The organism is Flavobacterium aestuarii, assembly GCF_040049115.1.
GTDB classification, from domain to species: Bacteria; Bacteroidota; Bacteroidia; order Flavobacteriales; family Flavobacteriaceae; genus Flavobacterium; species Flavobacterium aestuarii.
In genome coordinates, this window is sequence record NZ_JBDLZZ010000012.1 from 60841 (window position 1) to 78786 (window position 17946).

The 17946-nt window shown below is 31.8% G+C and carries 18 protein-coding genes; 7 read left to right on the forward strand and 11 right to left on the reverse strand.

Annotated features, from left to right (window positions below; translation table 11 throughout):
- Positions 1-26: 26 nt before the first annotated feature.
- The 3 genes from ABEG11_RS13225 (at position 27) to ABEG11_RS13235 (ending at position 1978) form a co-directional block, all read left to right on the forward strand.
- Entirely contained in the window at positions 27-1337 is a 1311-nt protein-coding gene (locus ABEG11_RS13225) for a phenylacetate--CoA ligase family protein (protein ID WP_348824640.1), read from the forward strand.
- Positions 1338-1420: 83 nt separating this feature from the next.
- Positions 1421-1774 (forward strand): ORF6N domain-containing protein, encoded by a 354-nt coding sequence (locus tag ABEG11_RS13230; RefSeq protein WP_348824641.1) that lies wholly within the window; start codon positions 1421-1423, stop codon positions 1772-1774.
- 15 nt (positions 1775-1789) lie between these two features.
- Complete coding sequence (locus ABEG11_RS13235) at positions 1790-1978, forward strand: hypothetical protein (protein WP_348824642.1); 189 nt, start codon at positions 1790-1792, stop codon at positions 1976-1978.
- Between the two features lie 2 nt (positions 1979-1980).
- On the opposite strand, the gene ABEG11_RS13240 is transcribed toward ABEG11_RS13235, so the two are convergent.
- From ABEG11_RS13240 to ABEG11_RS13265, 6 genes are all read right to left on the reverse strand, one after another.
- Positions 1981-2751 (reverse strand): glycosyltransferase family 2 protein, encoded by a 771-nt coding sequence (locus tag ABEG11_RS13240; RefSeq protein WP_348824643.1) that lies wholly within the window; start codon positions 2749-2751, stop codon positions 1981-1983.
- 1 nt (position 2752) lies between these two features.
- Positions 2753-4102 carry an exopolysaccharide biosynthesis polyprenyl glycosylphosphotransferase gene (locus ABEG11_RS13245; protein WP_348824644.1) on the reverse strand — a complete coding sequence of 450 codons (1350 nt, stop codon included), beginning with the start codon at positions 4100-4102 and terminating at the stop codon, positions 2753-2755.
- A 93-nt stretch (positions 4103-4195) separates the two neighbouring features.
- Positions 4196-5179, reverse strand: a complete 984-nt coding sequence (locus tag ABEG11_RS13250; RefSeq protein ID WP_348824645.1) for a UDP-glucuronic acid decarboxylase family protein — start codon at positions 5177-5179, stop codon at positions 4196-4198.
- 82 nt (positions 5180-5261) lie between these two features.
- The gene (locus ABEG11_RS13255) at positions 5262-6365 is read right to left on the reverse strand and encodes a glycosyltransferase (protein ID WP_348824646.1); all 1104 of its coding nucleotides are present in this window, start codon (positions 6363-6365) and stop codon (positions 5262-5264) included.
- A 5-nt stretch (positions 6366-6370) separates the two neighbouring features.
- Positions 6371-7393, reverse strand: coding sequence for a glycosyltransferase family 2 protein (locus tag ABEG11_RS13260; protein WP_348824647.1), 1023 nt, complete (start codon positions 7391-7393; stop codon positions 6371-6373).
- A 2-nt stretch (positions 7394-7395) separates the two neighbouring features.
- A complete protein-coding gene (locus ABEG11_RS13265; protein ID WP_348824648.1) occupies positions 7396-8025 on the reverse strand; it encodes an acyltransferase in 630 nt (209 codons plus the stop codon).
- A 144-nt stretch (positions 8026-8169) separates the two neighbouring features.
- On the opposite strand from ABEG11_RS13265, the gene ABEG11_RS13270 reads away from it, so the two are divergent.
- From ABEG11_RS13270 to ABEG11_RS13285, 4 genes are read left to right on the forward strand one after another with little or no spacing between them, the layout of a single operon-like run.
- Positions 8170-8415, forward strand: a complete 246-nt coding sequence (locus ABEG11_RS13270) for a hypothetical protein (protein WP_348824649.1) — start codon at positions 8170-8172, stop codon at positions 8413-8415.
- Between the two features lie 42 nt (positions 8416-8457).
- Positions 8458-9690, forward strand: a complete 1233-nt coding sequence (locus ABEG11_RS13275) for an oligosaccharide flippase family protein (protein WP_348824650.1) — start codon at positions 8458-8460, stop codon at positions 9688-9690.
- Positions 9687-10589 carry a hypothetical protein gene (locus ABEG11_RS13280; protein ID WP_348824651.1) on the forward strand — a complete coding sequence of 301 codons (903 nt, stop codon included), beginning with the start codon at positions 9687-9689 and terminating at the stop codon, positions 10587-10589. Before ABEG11_RS13275 ends, ABEG11_RS13280 begins: the two co-directional genes overlap by 4 nt.
- On the forward strand, positions 10586-11794 hold the full coding sequence (locus tag ABEG11_RS13285; RefSeq protein ID WP_348824652.1) for an O-antigen ligase family protein: 1209 nt from the start codon (positions 10586-10588) through the stop codon (positions 11792-11794). The genes ABEG11_RS13280 and ABEG11_RS13285 overlap by 4 nt, the downstream gene beginning before the upstream one ends.
- Here ABEG11_RS13285 and ABEG11_RS13290 read toward each other — a convergent pair.
- From ABEG11_RS13290 to ABEG11_RS13310, 5 genes are all read right to left on the reverse strand, one after another.
- Positions 11738-12928, reverse strand: coding sequence for an O-antigen ligase family protein (locus ABEG11_RS13290; protein ID WP_348824653.1), 1191 nt, complete (start codon positions 12926-12928; stop codon positions 11738-11740). The two genes, ABEG11_RS13285 and ABEG11_RS13290, sit on opposite strands and share 57 nt — an antisense overlap.
- 52 nt (positions 12929-12980) lie before the next feature.
- Positions 12981-13961, reverse strand: coding sequence for a hypothetical protein (locus tag ABEG11_RS13295; protein ID WP_348824654.1), 981 nt, complete (start codon positions 13959-13961; stop codon positions 12981-12983).
- Positions 13962-13969: 8 nt separating this feature from the next.
- Complete coding sequence (locus tag ABEG11_RS13300) at positions 13970-15649, reverse strand: DUF6909 family protein (protein WP_348824655.1); 1680 nt, start codon at positions 15647-15649, stop codon at positions 13970-13972.
- 188 nt (positions 15650-15837) lie between these two features.
- Positions 15838-17322 carry a GH3 auxin-responsive promoter family protein gene (locus ABEG11_RS13305; protein ID WP_348824656.1) on the reverse strand — a complete coding sequence of 495 codons (1485 nt, stop codon included), beginning with the start codon at positions 17320-17322 and terminating at the stop codon, positions 15838-15840.
- Between the two features lie 55 nt (positions 17323-17377).
- Positions 17378-17773, reverse strand: coding sequence for a peptidase (locus ABEG11_RS13310; RefSeq protein ID WP_348824657.1), 396 nt, complete (start codon positions 17771-17773; stop codon positions 17378-17380).
- Between the last annotated feature and the right edge of the window lie 173 nt (positions 17774-17946).

Sequence of the window (17946 nt, forward strand, 5' to 3'; positions counted from 1 at the left end):
GGAATAAAATTATTCAACAAAAATACATGTTCAAACTATTTGACTTAACACTAAAAATAAATGGTTTCCCGATGAAGGAAGCCAAAGCCGAACTGCAGAAAATCATTGCCATTCCAGAAAAAAATTTCGAAGATTTTATTGAACAGAAAAAAAAAGAAATTGTCAATTTTCATTTAAAGAATAATGCTTTTTACAAAGAATTAGCACAAACTGATTCTTTTACAAATTGGTATGATTTACCCATTTTGAACAAAACAAACCTGCAGAAACCTTTAGCAGAAAGACTTTCTTTCGGTTACAATGAAAAATCAGTCTATCTCAACAAAACATCCGGTTCCAGCGGACATCCTTTTGTGTTTGCCAAAGATAAATTTTGCCATGCATTGACTTGGGCTTCCAATATTTATCGTTTTGGCTGGTACGGAATTGATTTCAATTCGTCTTATCAGGCTCGTTTTTATGGCATTCCATTGGATTTTATTGGAAACAAAAAAGAAAGGTTCAAGGATTTTTTGAGTCATCGGTATCGGTTTTCGATATTCAATTTATCAGACGAAGTTTTGGAAGGTTTTCTGAAAGATTTTAAAACCAAGAAATTCGATTATATCAACGGCTATACCTCATCGATTGTTTTGTTTGCCAAATTTCTGCAGAAAAAAAATATCGTTTTAAAGGAAATCTGCCCGACTTTGAAAGTATGCATGGTTACCTCCGAAATGCTTTTTGATGAAGATAAACTACTGTTGGAAAAACAATTTGGAATTCCCATTGTCAATGAATACGGCGCTTCGGAATTGGATTTAATTGCTTTTCAAAATCCTAAAGGCGAATGGCAGGTCAATTCGGAAACACTGTTTGTAGAAATTTTGGACAACAATAACCAGCCTGTTCCTAACGGAACTCCGGGACGGATTGTTATTACTTCACTCTTCAATAAAGCGCATCCTTTCATTCGATATGACCTTGGTGATATTGGAATTTTGGATGAAAAAAGCTCTCCAAAGAAACCAATCCTCAAACAATTAATCGGCAGAACCAATGATGTTGCCATTTTGCCCAGCGGAAAAAAATCCCCCGGTTTGACTTTTTATTATGTAACCAAAAGCATTATTGAAGACGACGGAAATGTCAAGGAATTTGTCATCAAACAAATGAAGATAAACACTTTTGAAGTGGATTATGTAAGCGATTCTGAACTAAATGAAGAACAGGTTGACAAAATAAATCAAGCTGTTTCGCTTTATCTGGAACCCAATTTACTTTTTACTTTTAATAGAAAAAAAACTCTTGAAAGAAGCAATCGTGGAAAATTGAAGCAGTTCACTTCATTTTTATAATGTAAATAAATTCATATATTTATTTTTTATTTAAAATTGGAGGTCACAAACTGCGACCTTAAAGAAACTAAAAAAGATAATTTATGGAAAACGAAATACTGCTTTCAGAAGAATTGATTTCTAACAAAATTTACTTTATCCGCAATCAAAAAGTGATGATAGAGAGAGATTTAGCTTTACTTTATGGGATTGAAACAAAAGTTTTAAAACAAGCAGTAAAAAGAAATATATCCAGATTTTCTGAAGATTTTATGTTTGAACTTAATAAATCAGAGTTTGAAAATTGGAGGTCACAATTTGTGACCTCCAATTCTGATAAGATGGGTTTACGATATGCTCCTATGGTATTCACTGAACATGGAATTCTTATGTTATCAAGTGTTCTCAATAGCGACAAAGCCATTCACCCGAGGCAAAGCCGAACGGAGCGAAGCTAAACCAATATTCAAATTATGAGGATATTTACCAAAGTAAGACAGATGCTTCTGAATACTACCGAAATGAAATTGGATATTGTACAAATTCAGAAAAAACTGGAAAACCATGATAAGAATATCGAATTGGTTTTCTCCTATCTCGATGAACTGGCTGAGAAAAAAGAAAATGAACAGCCGAGAACAAAAATTGGATACAAGAAATAATCCTAAATTTTCTTTACGTAAAACGGTTTTATTATCAATTGAGTGAATAAAAAACCTATCATAATTAACAGTGAACTTATATAACTAAAACCATGAAACTTTCTGTAAACTGCAAAATTATGTTTCAATAAATCAATCTTCGAAGCCGAAAGCGAATTGTCTCTAATGCGATAAAAAGCTAGACTTTCAGGAACTGGTTTCGCATTTTTTATTTTCTTCAAAATGGTAAGCCAAACCATCCAATCCTGACGTTTTCGGGTAGCTGAAATGGTTATTTTGCCAAAATAATTTACATCATAAATTCCTGTAAGATTCCCAACATAATTACAAAAAAACAATTGTAGATAGGACAGATTTCTTGGCGCTTCTACCCTTTTGTTAAGTGTATTTCCGTCTTCATCCATGCAGTCATAAAAAGAGAATGTAAAAGGTGCTTTGTTTTCTTTCAAAAACTGAAGCTGTTTTTCCAGTTTTAATGGTTTCCAAAGATCGTCTGCGTCCAGGAAAGAAATATAATTTCCTGTTGCCTTTGACAAAGCCATCTCTCTGGCAATTCCTGCACCAGAATTTTTATCCAGGTGAAAAAAACGGATTCTTTCATCTTTAGCCGCAAATTGTTCAATAATCGATACGGTTTTGTCATTGGAACAATCATCCACAATAATCATTTCCCAGTCTTGATAGGTTTGATTTAGCACTGACTGAATAGTTTCGGCAATAAATTTCTCCGAGTTAAACGATGGTGTTATTATTGATACTAAAGAAATTTCCATTTTAATATGCTTTTTTGTCACCTTTTATAGTGTTGTAAACAGTGTTGAAAATGATTTTCATATCCAGCAGCAGTGACCATTTTTCGATATAAAAAATATCATATCTTACTCTATTTATAATATCTTTATCTGATTCAACTTCCCCCCTAAAACCTTTGGTCTGAGCCAGACCTGTAATACCTGGTTTTATAAAATGGCGTACCATAAACTTATCAATACGTTCCGCATACATATTGGTATGGCTTACCATATGCGGCCTTGGCCCCACAACTGACATGTCTCCAAATAAAACATTAAAAAACTGTGGCAGTTCATCAATACTTGTTTTGCGAATAAATTTACCAACTTTGGTAATTCTTGAATCGTTTTTGGAAACCTGTTCAATATCGGCCAATTCGTTGATTTTCATTGAACGAAACTTGAAACAATTGAATTCATTATTATTCAGTCCGTTTCTTTTTTGGATAAAAAACAAAGGTCCTTTGGAATCTAATCTAATGATAATTGCTAAAATCGGTGTCAGCCAGGATAATAAGCCAATTATGATTATTAATGAAAAAACAATATCAAAAACGCGCTTGATTACTTTATGCAGGGAATCATCTAAAGAAATTCTTCGTTGTGAAATTACCGGTATATAATCATAATATTCAAATACTTCATTTAGAGACAATAACTGCTTCTGATCGGGTATAAACTTGAGTGTCTTCAAATTATTATCGGCAAAGAAAATAAAATCCTCAATTTGTTTACTGGACAAGTCTTCCATGGAGCAGTACATTTCATCAATTTTATTACTCAAAATAAAAGAAAAAATATCTTTACAATCTGTATCCAGACTATTCAATTCAAACACCCTGACCAGTTTATATCCATAATCTGGGTTTTCTTCAAAAAAATGTTTCAGGGGTTTTACACTTTTATCCTTTCCTATAAGAACTACCATTCTAAAATTTCCTCCAAACAAGATTCTGTACTTTCTTAGGAAGAAATAAATAAACAATTTAAAACCAAGTATCAATGATATTGATGCTGATGTAAAAAGCAATATCGTTTTTAAACTGTATTTTTCCGGGTAGAAATAAGCGATTGCAAGACAGCTCACCGCAAAGGCAACTGCTTGTTTTAAAGTACAATTCAAAATAGCAATCACTTTGGTATAGCGATAGACTTCATAAAAGCCTAAATTAGCCGCAATGGTAAACCAGGCTAAACTGATAAAGAAAGCATAAAAATCCTGAAAAGCAGGCATACCCGAAAAAAACACCATAAAAAAATTGATAATAATCAAATCTATTAGGTGTGAAAAAGGTCTTATGTAACCCGAGTATCTTCCTGTTTTAGTTTTCATATGTGTAAAAGTTATTTTCTAGCAGTCACACATGGTATCGCTTTTTGTTCATTAGTTTTTGCTTAAGCAACGTCTTTGTTAATAGCGATTTGACTAATTGATGTACTTGGAAAAATCTTTGTGCTCTTCCTTGGATAATTCTTCCTGAGATAATGATTTGAAATAATCATAAGTGATTTTCATCCCTTCGGCACGATTTACTTTGGCCTCCCATCCCAGTAATTCCTTGGCTTTTGTAGTATCTGGCTGACGCTGCAAAGGATCATTTATTGGCAACGGATGGTAAACCACTTTTTGAGAAGTTCCTGTTAATTTGATAATTTCCTCAGCAAAATCCTTAATCGTGATTTCATCTGGATTTCCAATATTTACAGGATAAACATAATCTGAGTGCAATAATCTAAAAATTCCTTCTACCTGATCATCTACATAGCAGAAAGAACGCGTTTGCATTCCGTCTCCAAAAATGGTCAAATCTTCTCCACGGATTGCCTGCCCAATAAAAGCTGGAATCACCCGCCCATCATTAAGCCGCATTCTTGGTCCGTAGGTATTAAAGATTCTGACAATTCGGGTTTCAACACCGTGAAAAGTATGATATGCCATTGTGATTGATTCCTGAAAACGCTTGGCTTCATCATATACGCCTCTTGGTCCAATCGTGTTTACGTTTCCATAATATTCCTCTGTCTGCGGATGCACCAAAGGATCTCCATATACCTCGGATGTTGATGCGATAAGAATTCTTGCTTTTTTTACTCTTGCCAGACCTAAAAGATTATGAGTTCCTAACGAACCAACTTTTAAAGTCTGAATAGGAATTTTGAGATAATCAATAGGACTTGCCGGCGATGCAAAATGCAGAATATAGTCTAATTCTCCTGGAACATGAACAAACTTGGTAATATCATGATGGTAAAATTCAAAATGTTCCAGCTTGAACAAATGCTCTATGTTTTTTAAATCACCAGTTATCAGATTATCCATTCCTATTACATGATAACCTTCCTTGATAAAACGATCACATAAATGAGACCCTAAAAATCCTGCTGCTCCGGTGATGAGTATTCTTTTCATAAAAATATTTTATAGACCCCAAATATAGTAAGAATGGGGTTTATTATTGAATATTTTATGATAAACAATCTAAATTCAAGTCTTAATGTCCCTTATATTTTTCATCGATAAATGCTTTGATTTCATTTTCAAATCTTTCTTTAGAAAACTGCAAAGCGTGCTTCCTTATTTCTTTGGGATCAAATAATTGTTTTTCAAAATGAATTATGGCCTCTTTTAAGCTGTCGGCAGTTTGTTCTTTATAAAAAATACCTGTTTTGTGGTCAACAACAGTTTCTAGCACGCCTCCTTTTCCATAAGCAATTACAGGGGTACCGCAAGCTTGTGCTTCTACAGGTACAATCCCGAAATCTTCTTCGGCTGCAAACACAAAAGCTTTTGCTTTTTGCATCTGCTTTTTTAATTCTAGCGGATTAACATGACCTATTAACGAAATGTTGCTTTTGGCTGCTTTTTTTATGGTTTCTAATTCAGGGCCAGAACCAGCAACTGTCAATTGCAGATGGGGCAATTCATTAAAAGCCTCGACAATCAAAAGCATTTTTTTATACGAAACCATTCTGGAAGCTGTAAAATAATATTCTTTTTTATTTTCTTCCAAAGTAAAAAATTCAACATCTACAGGTGGATAAATTACAGTTGAATCCCGATTGTATATTTTTTTGATCTTTTTTGCAATATGTTTTGAGTTTGCAATAAAATGAGTAACGTTCTCTGAGTTTGTAGCATCCCATTTCCTGATCTTATTCAAGACAAATTTTGCGTAAATTCCTTTTAAGCCTTTATCTAATCCTGAGTCATTTAAATATTGCTCTCGTAAATCCCATGCATATCTCATGGGGGAATGGCAGTAACAAATGTGCAATTGATTTTGTGATGTCCGGATTCCTTTGGCAATCGATGAAGAAGAGCTCAATATCAAATCATATTCACTAAGGTCAAATTTTTCTATGGCATACGGAAAAAGCTGTAAAAACTTTCGATGATTGGACTTGGCTGTTGGCAGATTTTGAATGAAGCTGGTCTTTGCTTTTTTGCCATTCAAAATAAAATTCCTGTCTTTTTCATTCAAAAAATCAATTAATGCAAAATGATCAAAATCATCCCATATCTGATTAAGCGAATGGATTACCTTTTCAGCTCCCCCGTTTACATAATACCAATCGCTGATAAGTGCTTTTTTCATCTCTTTTATTGAATCAATTTTCTAGTAAGGTAATAAAAATAATATGCATATTTTCCAAAAATACGGTTTAAATAATACAATGATTTTGGTAAATAATGATTAAATAAATCAAGTTTTTGTAATTCTTTTTTAAGCTCGTTCAGCTCCTTTTTTGATACTCCAACATTCATTTCGAAAACATGAAACGATTGTCGGATCATTAATTCTTTTCTTAATTCTTCGGCTAATTCAATATTATAAATCTTCCCCACATCATTGCCTATATCTAAAACTCCTTTCCACATTGCTGCTCTTGCTTTAGCAGAATATGCTCCCGGAATATGCAAATTGCCATCTTTTGCCGATTCTCCAAATAAAGGAGGATTTCCTGCCCGGCCACCTACTGATGGATCAGCTAAATAGCCAATTCCGTTAGTACAATAAGCATGTGCTCCTAAATAAATTTGATAGTACAATGTCCCGTCATATTTATTGGTCGCAAATTTTACTGCCCAATTTTTATTAACCACAAGTCCGCCGACAAAACCGCATATTCTGAAAATGAATTTTGAGGATAGATTTGTGTTTACTATAGTCTCTTTTGGAAACATTCTGGAAACGCCTATTGGCTCATTTATATCATCTTTAAACCTGATAAAAGGTCTGGAAACCATTGCAATATCTGGATTTTTTTTGCAAAATGAATCAATTTCAGTTAATCCATTTTTCAGAAATAAATCGTCGTTACCAATAAGCACAACCCATTTATAAAGTGCTAATTCGATTAGTTTTCGAATATTTGCATCGTAACCTAAATTAACTTCGTTTTCGATATAAGTCAACTTAATTTGTTTAGATGCAAATTCATGTGATTTGGATTCGGTCACCATTCTTATTTGCAATCTTTCCTTTGAATCATCTTCACAAACAATAACTTCATCTGGAAGCTTTTCCATCATCAACACTGAATCCAAAAGAGCAGCAAACTCCTTTGGTCTCCCATAAGCTGGGATTGCAATACTATATCCTTCTGCTACACCATTTTTCAATTTTATTCTAATTTTTTAATGATTTTAGCAGGATTACCTCCAATAATCGTGTTCTCAGGAAAGCTTTTAGTCACCACTGAATTGGCTCCTACAATTGTATTCCTGCCAATTGTTACATTAGGCAAAACCACTACATTCTCACCAATCCATACATTTTCGCTTATATAAACAGGCCCTTTCGAAATTAACTTCCTTTCTCTTGGTATTTTTTTGTCTATATAATTGGTGTCTCCATGGAAATGATCTGTAATAAATACATTACTGGCAATTAATACATTATCTTCAATTGTTATTGAATTACTGCAACCAATATGACAATTGTAATTGATACTAACATTATTTCCTATTTTAATATTTGGATTATATTCATTTCCCTGATGTTTTTTAAAAGCTTCTAATCTTAAACTTTCAAAACAGAAAAAATTGTCTCCAATAGAAATATTTGATGCTCCGTGCAGATAAATTGGTGCTTCTATATAAAAATTAGAACCACATTTTGCAAAATTTCTTTTAACTGAAAATGAATAAACTCTGTTTTTAAAAAATTTAAAATATTTAAAAATCGGATACGAGAAAAAGAAAGAAAAAAAGAAAGCGAATTTATCAACTATTTTCAGAATAATATTTCTCATCTTTATTATTATAACCTTGTTTTGATATAAAAAGTTTTTTTATATCATAAAAATATTTTCAAAACTAAATCTTTTTAATTTAAATACTAAATCTTTACGCTGGTTTTCAAGTTTAAATAATTATTTTTGATAAAAATAGTCAAAATGAAAAAACTCTGTTTATTGATTTGTATCGCTTTATTAACATTTTCATGTCAAGCGCCACAAAATAAAGAAGAAATCAAAAGTGATAAAGGCAGATATCAAATGTCTGTATTGCAAAGAGCTGATGGAGAAGTTTGTATTTTTGTATTGGATACAGATACCGGAAGCGTAACCATGCGAGGGGACAAATCAGGGGCATGGACACCACAAGGAAGTCCAGCAGATGCTATTGATAAGTCTCTTTAAACAAAACTTGGCTCCAAATATGGAGCCTTTATTTTTACTATTTTGATTAAAAATGTATTTTTAAGCGTAGGAATAAATTTTATAAATTTTTTATTTCCCGTAATTCTTATACCCTACTACATTCATATATTTGGAATTGCAAATTATGGAATAATTGCTATTGCTGTGTCGTTAATTAATTACATATCCGTTATTAACGATTATTCTTGGAATATTTTGGGTCCTGTTTATCTAGGAAAATTAGGAATAGATACAAAAGCAATCAGTAACTATATATCAACCGTAATTAATACAAAACTTTTATTATCAGTTTTATCCTTTTTTATTCTTTTTGGTTTTGTTCATCTATATCCCGAGATAAGTAATAAACCATTATTAATGGCTTCATTATTTGTAATGTTATTTTCCAGAACACAAAATACACATTGGATATTTATTGGCTTAAATAATGTTTTTACTTATTTTATAATAAATACTATTTTTAAAGTAAGCTCTTTCATAGCAATTTTATTGTTTGTAAAAGATAAAAATTCTTTTCAAATTTTATTTTTTATTTTAGGCCTTTTTGACAGTTTAATATTCATATCATCCTATACTTATCTTTTTTTAAGGAAAAAATTTAAATATAATTTTTCCTCGTTTGATGCAATACGTACAGAGCTAAAATTTGGTTTCAAAATGTTTTTGACTAATCTAACTATTTGTTCCATTTTAAATTCTGGTACCTTAATCTTAGGTCTGTTTTGCAATTCTAAAATTATAGGAATATATAGCGTATCCGAAAAAGTAATTATGCTGGGTAAACATTGTGTTGGAGTTTTATTTCAAGGCGTCTTTCCTAAAATCTGCAAACTCGGAGTTTCAAACTTGACAGAGTTAAATAGAAATTTAAGGTTAATATTTAAATCTTATTTAGTGCTTTTTTCTATAGGAACAGTAATTTTAATTGCATTTGCTCCTCAAATAATTGGTGTTTTAAGTAGCAGTAATATCCTTGAATCAAGTAAATATCTTATGATGTTTGCCCCAATTCCTTTAATTGCTTCATTAAATCAATCTGCTTATATGGCTTTGGTAATACACGAAAAGAAAAATATCTACTTTTCAGGATACTTTTTAGCATTAATAATAAACATTATATTGTCATTTGTTTTATCCTTTTTATTTGAAGTCAAAGGGATGATAGTAACGCTTTTAATAACAGAATTATTTATTACACTTTACTTAAACTATTACGTGTACAAGGATAAAAACTTAAATTTCTTTCACAAATGATAAAAGTTGGTTTTCTGGTTTCTTACGACTTTAAATATTTATATAAATCAATCCCATTAGTATATAATGAGGCTGATAAAATAGTTCTTGCCGTTGATAAAAACAGAGAAACTTGGAGTGGTAATACCTTTGTTATTGATGATTCATTCTTTGATTGGATTAAAGAATTTGATACAAGAAATAAAATTACAATTTACGAAGATAGTTTTTACATAGCCGAAAATACTCCAGCTGAAAATGATACTCGCGAGCGCAATTTACTGGCAAAGGCAATGGGTGAAGGGGGCTGGCATATACAAATTGACAGTGATGAGTACTTTAATAACTTTAAAAGTTTTACTGATTTTTTAAAAAAAAATAATCATTATTTATCCAATCCTGAAGTTAATCCTGTAGAAATACATGTTCAGTGGATTACTTTATTTCGAAAAGTTGAAGATGGTTTTTTATATATTAAGGATGCCTTAGATGCAATTGAAATTGCTACCAACTATCCTAAGTACAAATACATGAGGTCAACAAGGCACATCAATAAAATAATAACAAAATTCATTTTATTACATCAATCCTGGGCACGGGATGAAGATGAAATATATACCAAAATAACAAACTGGTCTCATAGAGACGACTCTGATAATATTGCCTTTTTTGAATTCTGGAAAAAAATAAATTTAACTAATTATAAAGAAATTAAAAATTTTCATGAAAGTGATCCAGCAAAATGGAAATCATTAGGATTTGTTTCTGAGAAAGATCTTGATTCTTTAGAAATAAAAATTTCGGCTATACAGTTATTCAAGCTAAAGATCAAGAAGCACGTTATTCATTTTATTCGCGAAAAATTATCAGCATCTATCCAGGATAAAATAAAACTTTACTACAAAAAACTGTCCAAATGAATCAAATTTCTATAAATAATAAAATTACTTTAGCCGTATTATTCTTTTTTGCATTTGGTTTTCTTTTATATACATCAGAAGCCATACAATCTATACTAATGGGTATTACAGGTTTAATTATGCTTTTTTATTATAAGTCATGGAAAGATTTACTTACGCATTATACTCTTCCTTTTTTAATTTGTTTTGTTTGTTTATTAAGTATTAATTTATTTTACTTTCATCCTAAGAGTATCCAGATCATCACCAATAGTTTATTGATATTTATAATTCCACTATTTAGTTTTTACTTATACCAATCTCCTTGGTTTTTAAATAAAAAAACAATAATAATGGGAACTTATTGCATTTCCATTTTATTATTAACCCTGTATGTGATTGGTTTTTATATACTTGATTATCCAAATCATCATTTTAATTGGTATTTTGCCAGGTTTAATCTTGAAAACAATATGCATATTCATGGTACTTATTTGAGTCTGTGGATTGGTGTTGCCTTTTTGATGGCCGTTAATTATTTTCTGACTAAAGAACATAGAAAAACAGTAAAATATAGTTTATTAACTGCTTTGTTAATATACTTATTAGGATTGTTAATTGTAAATTCGCGAACAACTATAAGTTCAATTTTGTTTTTAACCTGCTTTCGGTTTTATTTTCATTATTACAAAAAAAATAAAACCCTATTTATTGTTAGTATCCTTATTTTGGTAGCTGCCAGTCTTTTTATATCTCAGCGCTACCAAGATGATTTAAATTATTTTTATCAAAATAATATAACTAATTCCACTCGTTATACATTATGTTATTGTTCTATCGAAACAGCAGCAGATTCTAACTTTTTAGGAACAGATAATGGTTTAATCCAATCTAAACTAAATACTTGTTATACTAAATATGGTTTTACTAATTTTTCTAAAGAGAATCTCAATTCACACAATCAATATTTGGATTTTTTATTAAAAGGTGGTTTTTTATTATTCGTATCTTTTATTTGGATGATTTATAATAAACTAAGATATACTTCAAAAACTGAAAATTATCTTTATTTTACTATTACACTTTTGTTTGTATTTGCTTTTTGTACAGAAAACATACTCGTCCGGCAATATGGAATATATGTTTATTTGTTTTGTGATATCCTATTATTAGGATCTATCTTGCCTAATAAAAGTCATTGTACAGATAAAATAAAAGAATGCTAACGTTGGTATCAGCAATATGCAGCCATCACTAAAACAAACAAATAGATAAGTAATTATTCCGAAAAAGTAAACTGAATTATTCTTCTTAGTATTAAGAAAAATATAAACCGGTGCAAAAAAAGAAATGCAAAACAATAGTAATCCCACAATTCCAAATTGTTTAAAAACAGATAAATAAACAATTTCTTCAATAACTTTATAAGCGGTATTTCCAATAAGAGTTATTTCACGGAATTGACGAATCTGTATTATCCTTCCTCCTAAATTGGAATCAAATATAAAACCTTCTAAAGAACCATACTGGAAATAACGAGTCATCAATATTGATCCTAAAAAAAACAATATAATTCCGCCTATAACATAAGCTTTAGCTAATTTTAGAAAACGATTTCTATATAATACTAAAAAATAAAAGATTAAACCTATCCAAACTGTTCGGGATAATGTTAATAAAAGAGCAGTAATAACAATTAAAATTTTAATTTTTGATTGGCAGTTTTTATAAAATACAGGAAATAGCATCAATATACAAACTCCAAAAATATTACCGTTATTATAAGTCGAAATAAGTTTACTGACAGAACCCCGCTGATTAAATTTTGATCGTGATAACTCCCCCAAATCAGCTGCATTTACCGTTATGTACGGAATTTCCAGAAATTCACCTTTGGTTTGTTTATAAATAAATAAAAATATCCCATAAACAGCAACAACAAATACACCATTTGTAATTAATCTTTCAATATAATTGCCATCAATTTTTGCTAAAAAAGAACTTAAAAAAACAAAAAATAACAAAGGAAGGAAAACAAAACTAACATAAAATGATATCAGATTTCCAATTGTTCCATCATATCCAAGAATAGCTAAATGAATAGTGAAATAACAGACAAATGGCAAAGTTGCCACGTAGCACATATAATGCTTAGAATTAATCCTAAATTGATATTTATCTAGGATTACAAGTGTCACCAATATAAATAATAAACCTAAATACAGATATCCCCAAGTAAGAGGTATGCCAGCAATTTTGAAGCCTCCTTTAGGAATGATTACTAATAAAACAACAGCAATTCCAAATAGAATTTTTCTTAACCTTTCATTATTCAATTTAAATAGTAAAAAATTTTTCATCTTAAAATAAGAAATTGAATAATTATTTAAAAACTCACAGTCACTAGTTGTGTTATCTAAGTAATGATTGCTGTTTTTTATAAAAAGATTTTACCAACACAACAAAAATAAAGAAACAAATAAATAAAAATGGCAATAAAAATTTAGTTTTGCCTTTCACTGAATTATCATTTTCGATATTAGTCACAATGGAACTCTCTTTTACAATTTTATCAGAGGTTGCTAATTCTAACTTGAGATCTGCATTTTCTCTTAGTAAGCCATCTTTCGTTTTAATAAGATCATTCAGCTGTGTATTTTCATTATAATATACTAATTTGTCATTCTTTTGATTACCAGCATATTCTGAACTAGAAAACTTATTCAATATCCCGTCAATTTGGGCAACTACCTCATCGTTCTCTTTAATTCTTTGCCGGATATTATTTATTCTGATTTTTTGGACTTCAGAATAATATTTACTGGTATTAATATAATTCAATAATGCAGCAGCCGTGCTTTGATCTCTTAATAAGCCATCTGTCGAAAAGCTGATAATATAAAACGGATAATTCTTTACCGTTGTAGTTTCGTTAATAATAGATTTTAAATCGCCATTGGCAGTCATTAATTTTAATACTTCTAAATTTTGCTCATTATTATTAACAAATTTAAAGACGTCAACTATAGGTTCAATTGAAATTTTTGAAATTTTTGGAACATTCGATATTCCAATAGCTTTAAAAAATTCAGTGTCGTTTGTCTGAATCTTCGACTGAATCAAGTCTATTTTAGAATACAAATAATCAACACTTCCAAAATTTGGCTCTACAATTATTTTATTATCATATTGTTTTTGTGTTTTGTCCAAAAACAGCCCCACGCCAAATCCAGCTATAAACAACAGTAAAAAAACTACCCAATTTCGAACAAAAAACTGAATGCCTCTAAAAATAGACCTGTTTATCCCATCAAAAAAATTACTGATTTTTTTTGAAATCTGTACTAAATCTATTTCTTGATCATCATTACTTTGTGGTACTTGTGTACTCATTTCTTAATCTATTTTATATTAAATATTTGTTCCAAAATCTTAATTGTAATTAAATAAGTTGGTTTCACGCCCGTTGTTCCCAATCCTCCAGAAGCCAAAGTACTTCCTGTTTCCAGCGGATTATCCGATGCATAGTAAGCATATCTGACTTTGATATCATGTGGAACGCTTTTTCTGATTTTGGAAGCCGCCTGAATGGCTTTCTGATAATAAGAACCCTCCATTTCAAGTCCTATAACTCTCCAAGTTGATTCATAAAAGAACTTTAATAAATCTTTGTTCTGCAATGAGGTTCCAAGGACAGTAACCATTGGTCCTGCATAAACTGCTATATCATTACCTTCAAACATTTCCGGAGTCAGTTCGTTTTCGAAGAAATAATTATCAGCTGTCCCTTCATTGATATGTGCATTCGGAATCATAATGTCTCCTTTCCCACCTTCCAGAATTCCTGCTTTACCCATAATAGAAACCGATTTTACATTAAGCAGTGTATCTTTTTTATAAGGCCTTAGTAATTCATCTACCGTTTCATAAGCCTGCTCTCCAAAAGCATAATCCATAACAATAAGTACCGGTTTTTTATCTCCTAAATCTGCTTTTGGAAAAGCTGTTTTGGACCAGTCTATTTTGGCGGTATCAAAAATCTGGACATCTATATTAGTTCCCGAAGCATCCGGCAGGAAAATCATTCCTTGTTTCAGTGCCAAAGCTTCTACCTGACTACGGACTTCATTGGCACCCGACTTGCTCAGCTCTTCATAAATAAAGAAATCCGATTTGTCTTTGAATTTCGTTTTTAAATGTGGCGTTGCAAAAATAGAATTCATCACCGAGTGCATATTGGCACTGATTACGTGAATTGGCCTGTCTAATAATTCATTAGCTTTCAGCACTTCTTTTATGTTGTTTGCCCAAATCTCGCCGTGAATGTGGTGTCCCAGACGCTCTCTCAAAACCGGGCTGAAAGTAATCGTTCTTTTCTGGTTATCATTAACTTCTTCAATTGCTAATTTTCCAAGCCAATAAATCACATGCAGGAAACGGTCGGGAGCGGTATCGGTACCAAAATCATCATAGATATTCAAAACTTCCTCAAATGTTCTTCCCAGAATATTAGCTGCATGAGAAATCGCTTTTTCTTTTTCCACCAGAGTAAGTTTTTTGGTCTGGGAAACCGCTGCTTCCAGCTTAATCCAATCACGGGAAACTTCACCAATTTCATCCTGTAAAACCCTGTTTTTAATTTTATGCGATTCAATAAAAATGAATGTTAGATGCGTCAGAATATCATAAATGTCAGATCGGCCTCTGGTGATTTCGACATTCATCTGCTCTTCATCAATACGATAACAGTTACGGCGCCTTTTTGGCGGCACTATCGCTTGAAAATGCGATTTGGAATACCCTTCATCTGAAGTAAGATTAATAAAACGGCACTCCTCAATTCCTATTGGAAGACGTTCTATAACATATAAAAGACCGTTCAATTCTACTTTCTCTTCAGCAATATTCCCATATATTTCGGGTCTTAAAGCTAACAAAGCTTCTCTCAAAGTGTCTCCAGAAACTCCCATCGGTTTATAAAAACCTCTATTAAAAAGATGACGCATCGTAATGTACATTTTTTCAATTGCCGCCGATGATTCATGCGCTCTGGATCTGGATATATTTTTAGTGTCTTTCATGCTGTTTTATTTTAATACTTTCAAATGTAAGGATTTTGTTCTCTTCATTAATATTATAGAATTGTAACTATTTAAAATCCTTTGCAAATCATACTGTACGTTTAACTTTTATTCAAAAACGTCTGGTTTTTTCCGTTATAAAGGAAAAATAGTGCTTTATTTTCAGTACGTTGAAAAAGTGTTTGATTTTATAACGGTAATTCATCCGCTATTTTCCTGTCATTGCTTAACCTCGGAATCTTATTTTGCCCGCCCAATTTCCCTATTGATTTCATATAGTCTTGAAAACCGTTTTTGGCAACTTTGGTAATAACTAATTTTTTCAAAACATGACCAACGATCAAATCGTCGTAATAAATATTCTGTTTACGCATGGCATTGTCCAGCGCTTCCGCAAAAGAGTTAAAATCCTCCGGTTCATTCTCAAATTCGATAAACCATTCATGATACGGCAGGCCTTCAGCAGGAGTGATTTGAGGCGCAACGGTAAATTCATTGACTCTCACGCTGGTTCCTTCCATTGCTTCCTGCAGAGCATGTTCCACTTCTTTCCCAATAACATGTTCTCCAAAAGCCGAAATATAATGCTTGATTCTTCCCGAAACAATAACGCGGTATGGTTTCAAAGAGGTAAACTGAACCGTGTCACCTATGTTGTATCCCCAAAGTCCTGCATTGGTTGAAATAATCAAAACATAATTTACACCCAGTTCCACTTCGCCAATCGTATATCGTTTTGGGTTTTCCAAATAAAATTCATCTGCTTTTATAAACTCATAAAAAATTCCTGAATGCATCAGCAGTAACATTCCCTTTTCCTTTTGAGAATCCTGATAAGCAAAAAAACCTTCCGAAGCGGGAAACAGCTCAATACTGTCAACTTTTCTTCCTATAAGATTTTCAAATTTGGCTCTATACGGTTCATAATTAACGCCGCCATAAATAAACAGATTGAAATTCTTGAAAATCTCTCCAACTGGTTTTCCTGCTCTTTGCTGCAGTTTTTCAAAATACATCTGCACCCAGGATGGAATCCCCGAAATCACAGACATATCCTCATTGATAGTTTCTCCGACAATCGCATTAACTTTGGTTTCCCAATCTTCAATACAATTGGTTTCCCAAGAAGGCAGACGGTTTTTCTGGAGGTATTTTGGAACAAAATGCGCCACAATTCCAGACAGTCTTCCTAGTTTTATTCCGTTTTTTTCATCCAGAATGGGGCTTCCCTGCAGGAAAATCATTTTTCCGTTTACAAAACTGGCATTTCCTGTTTCGTGAATATAATTTAAAATGGCATTTCTGGCAGCCTGAATATGAAACGGCATCGATTCCTTGGTCAGCGGAATGTATTTGGCACCCGAAGTTGTCCCCGAAGTCTTGGCAAAATACAGCGGTTTTCCTTTCCAAAGAATATTTTCTTCCCCCTTAACAACTCTGTCCACATACGGTTTCAAGGCTTCATAATCCCGAATAGGAACTTGTTTTGCAAAATCTTCGTATGTTTTTATTTCATCAAAATGATGGTCTTTCCCAAATTCAGTCAGCTTTGCTTCTTCTATTAAATTTTGAAAAACAGCTTTCTGGGTTTCAACAGGTGAATTGGCCCAGGCCTGCGTTTTCTTATGTATTCTTTGGGCAAATATTTTTGCCGCAATTGATTTTAGTGACATTATGTTGGGGTTTATTTTAAAATTGTGCTGTTCTTTATAATTAGGAACATACGGATTATTTTTTAGTTTTTTGACTCTTTCCGTTTGGTGAAACTGTTGAGATATTCTCTTCTTCCTTCACTCTTTTTCTCAATTCTATTTCGTTTTTTGATGGAGATAAATCTACTGGTTCCACTGTTTCTTCAGTGCTTGAAAGTATAGAATCTTTATTGAATTTGGCATATTCTAATTCGCCCGTCAACACCTTTTGAATGGACTTGATATACAATTCGTTTTTCTTTAAAGCTTTCGAAAGAGAATCCGATTTTAGGGCTAAAACGGTGGCGTTTTTTTTTAGTTCCGATGAAGAATAGCCAGGAATAAATTCCCGTAGTGGAGTAAAAGCAATCAATATCGTTGTGGCTGAAATCAAAAAAATGGCGCCCAGTGTAAGCGTGACAAATACGCTCATTATATTTAATTTAAAAGAAAAAATTTCCTCAAAAGTATTTTCATTCAAAATTATCAATCGATTTTTGATTAATAATCTATCCCAAAATTTTTTTCTCTTTAATCGATTTTTAGGCATGATGTGCATTTATGTCACAAATATAATAATTAAAAGTGTTGTCAACACTTGCCTCT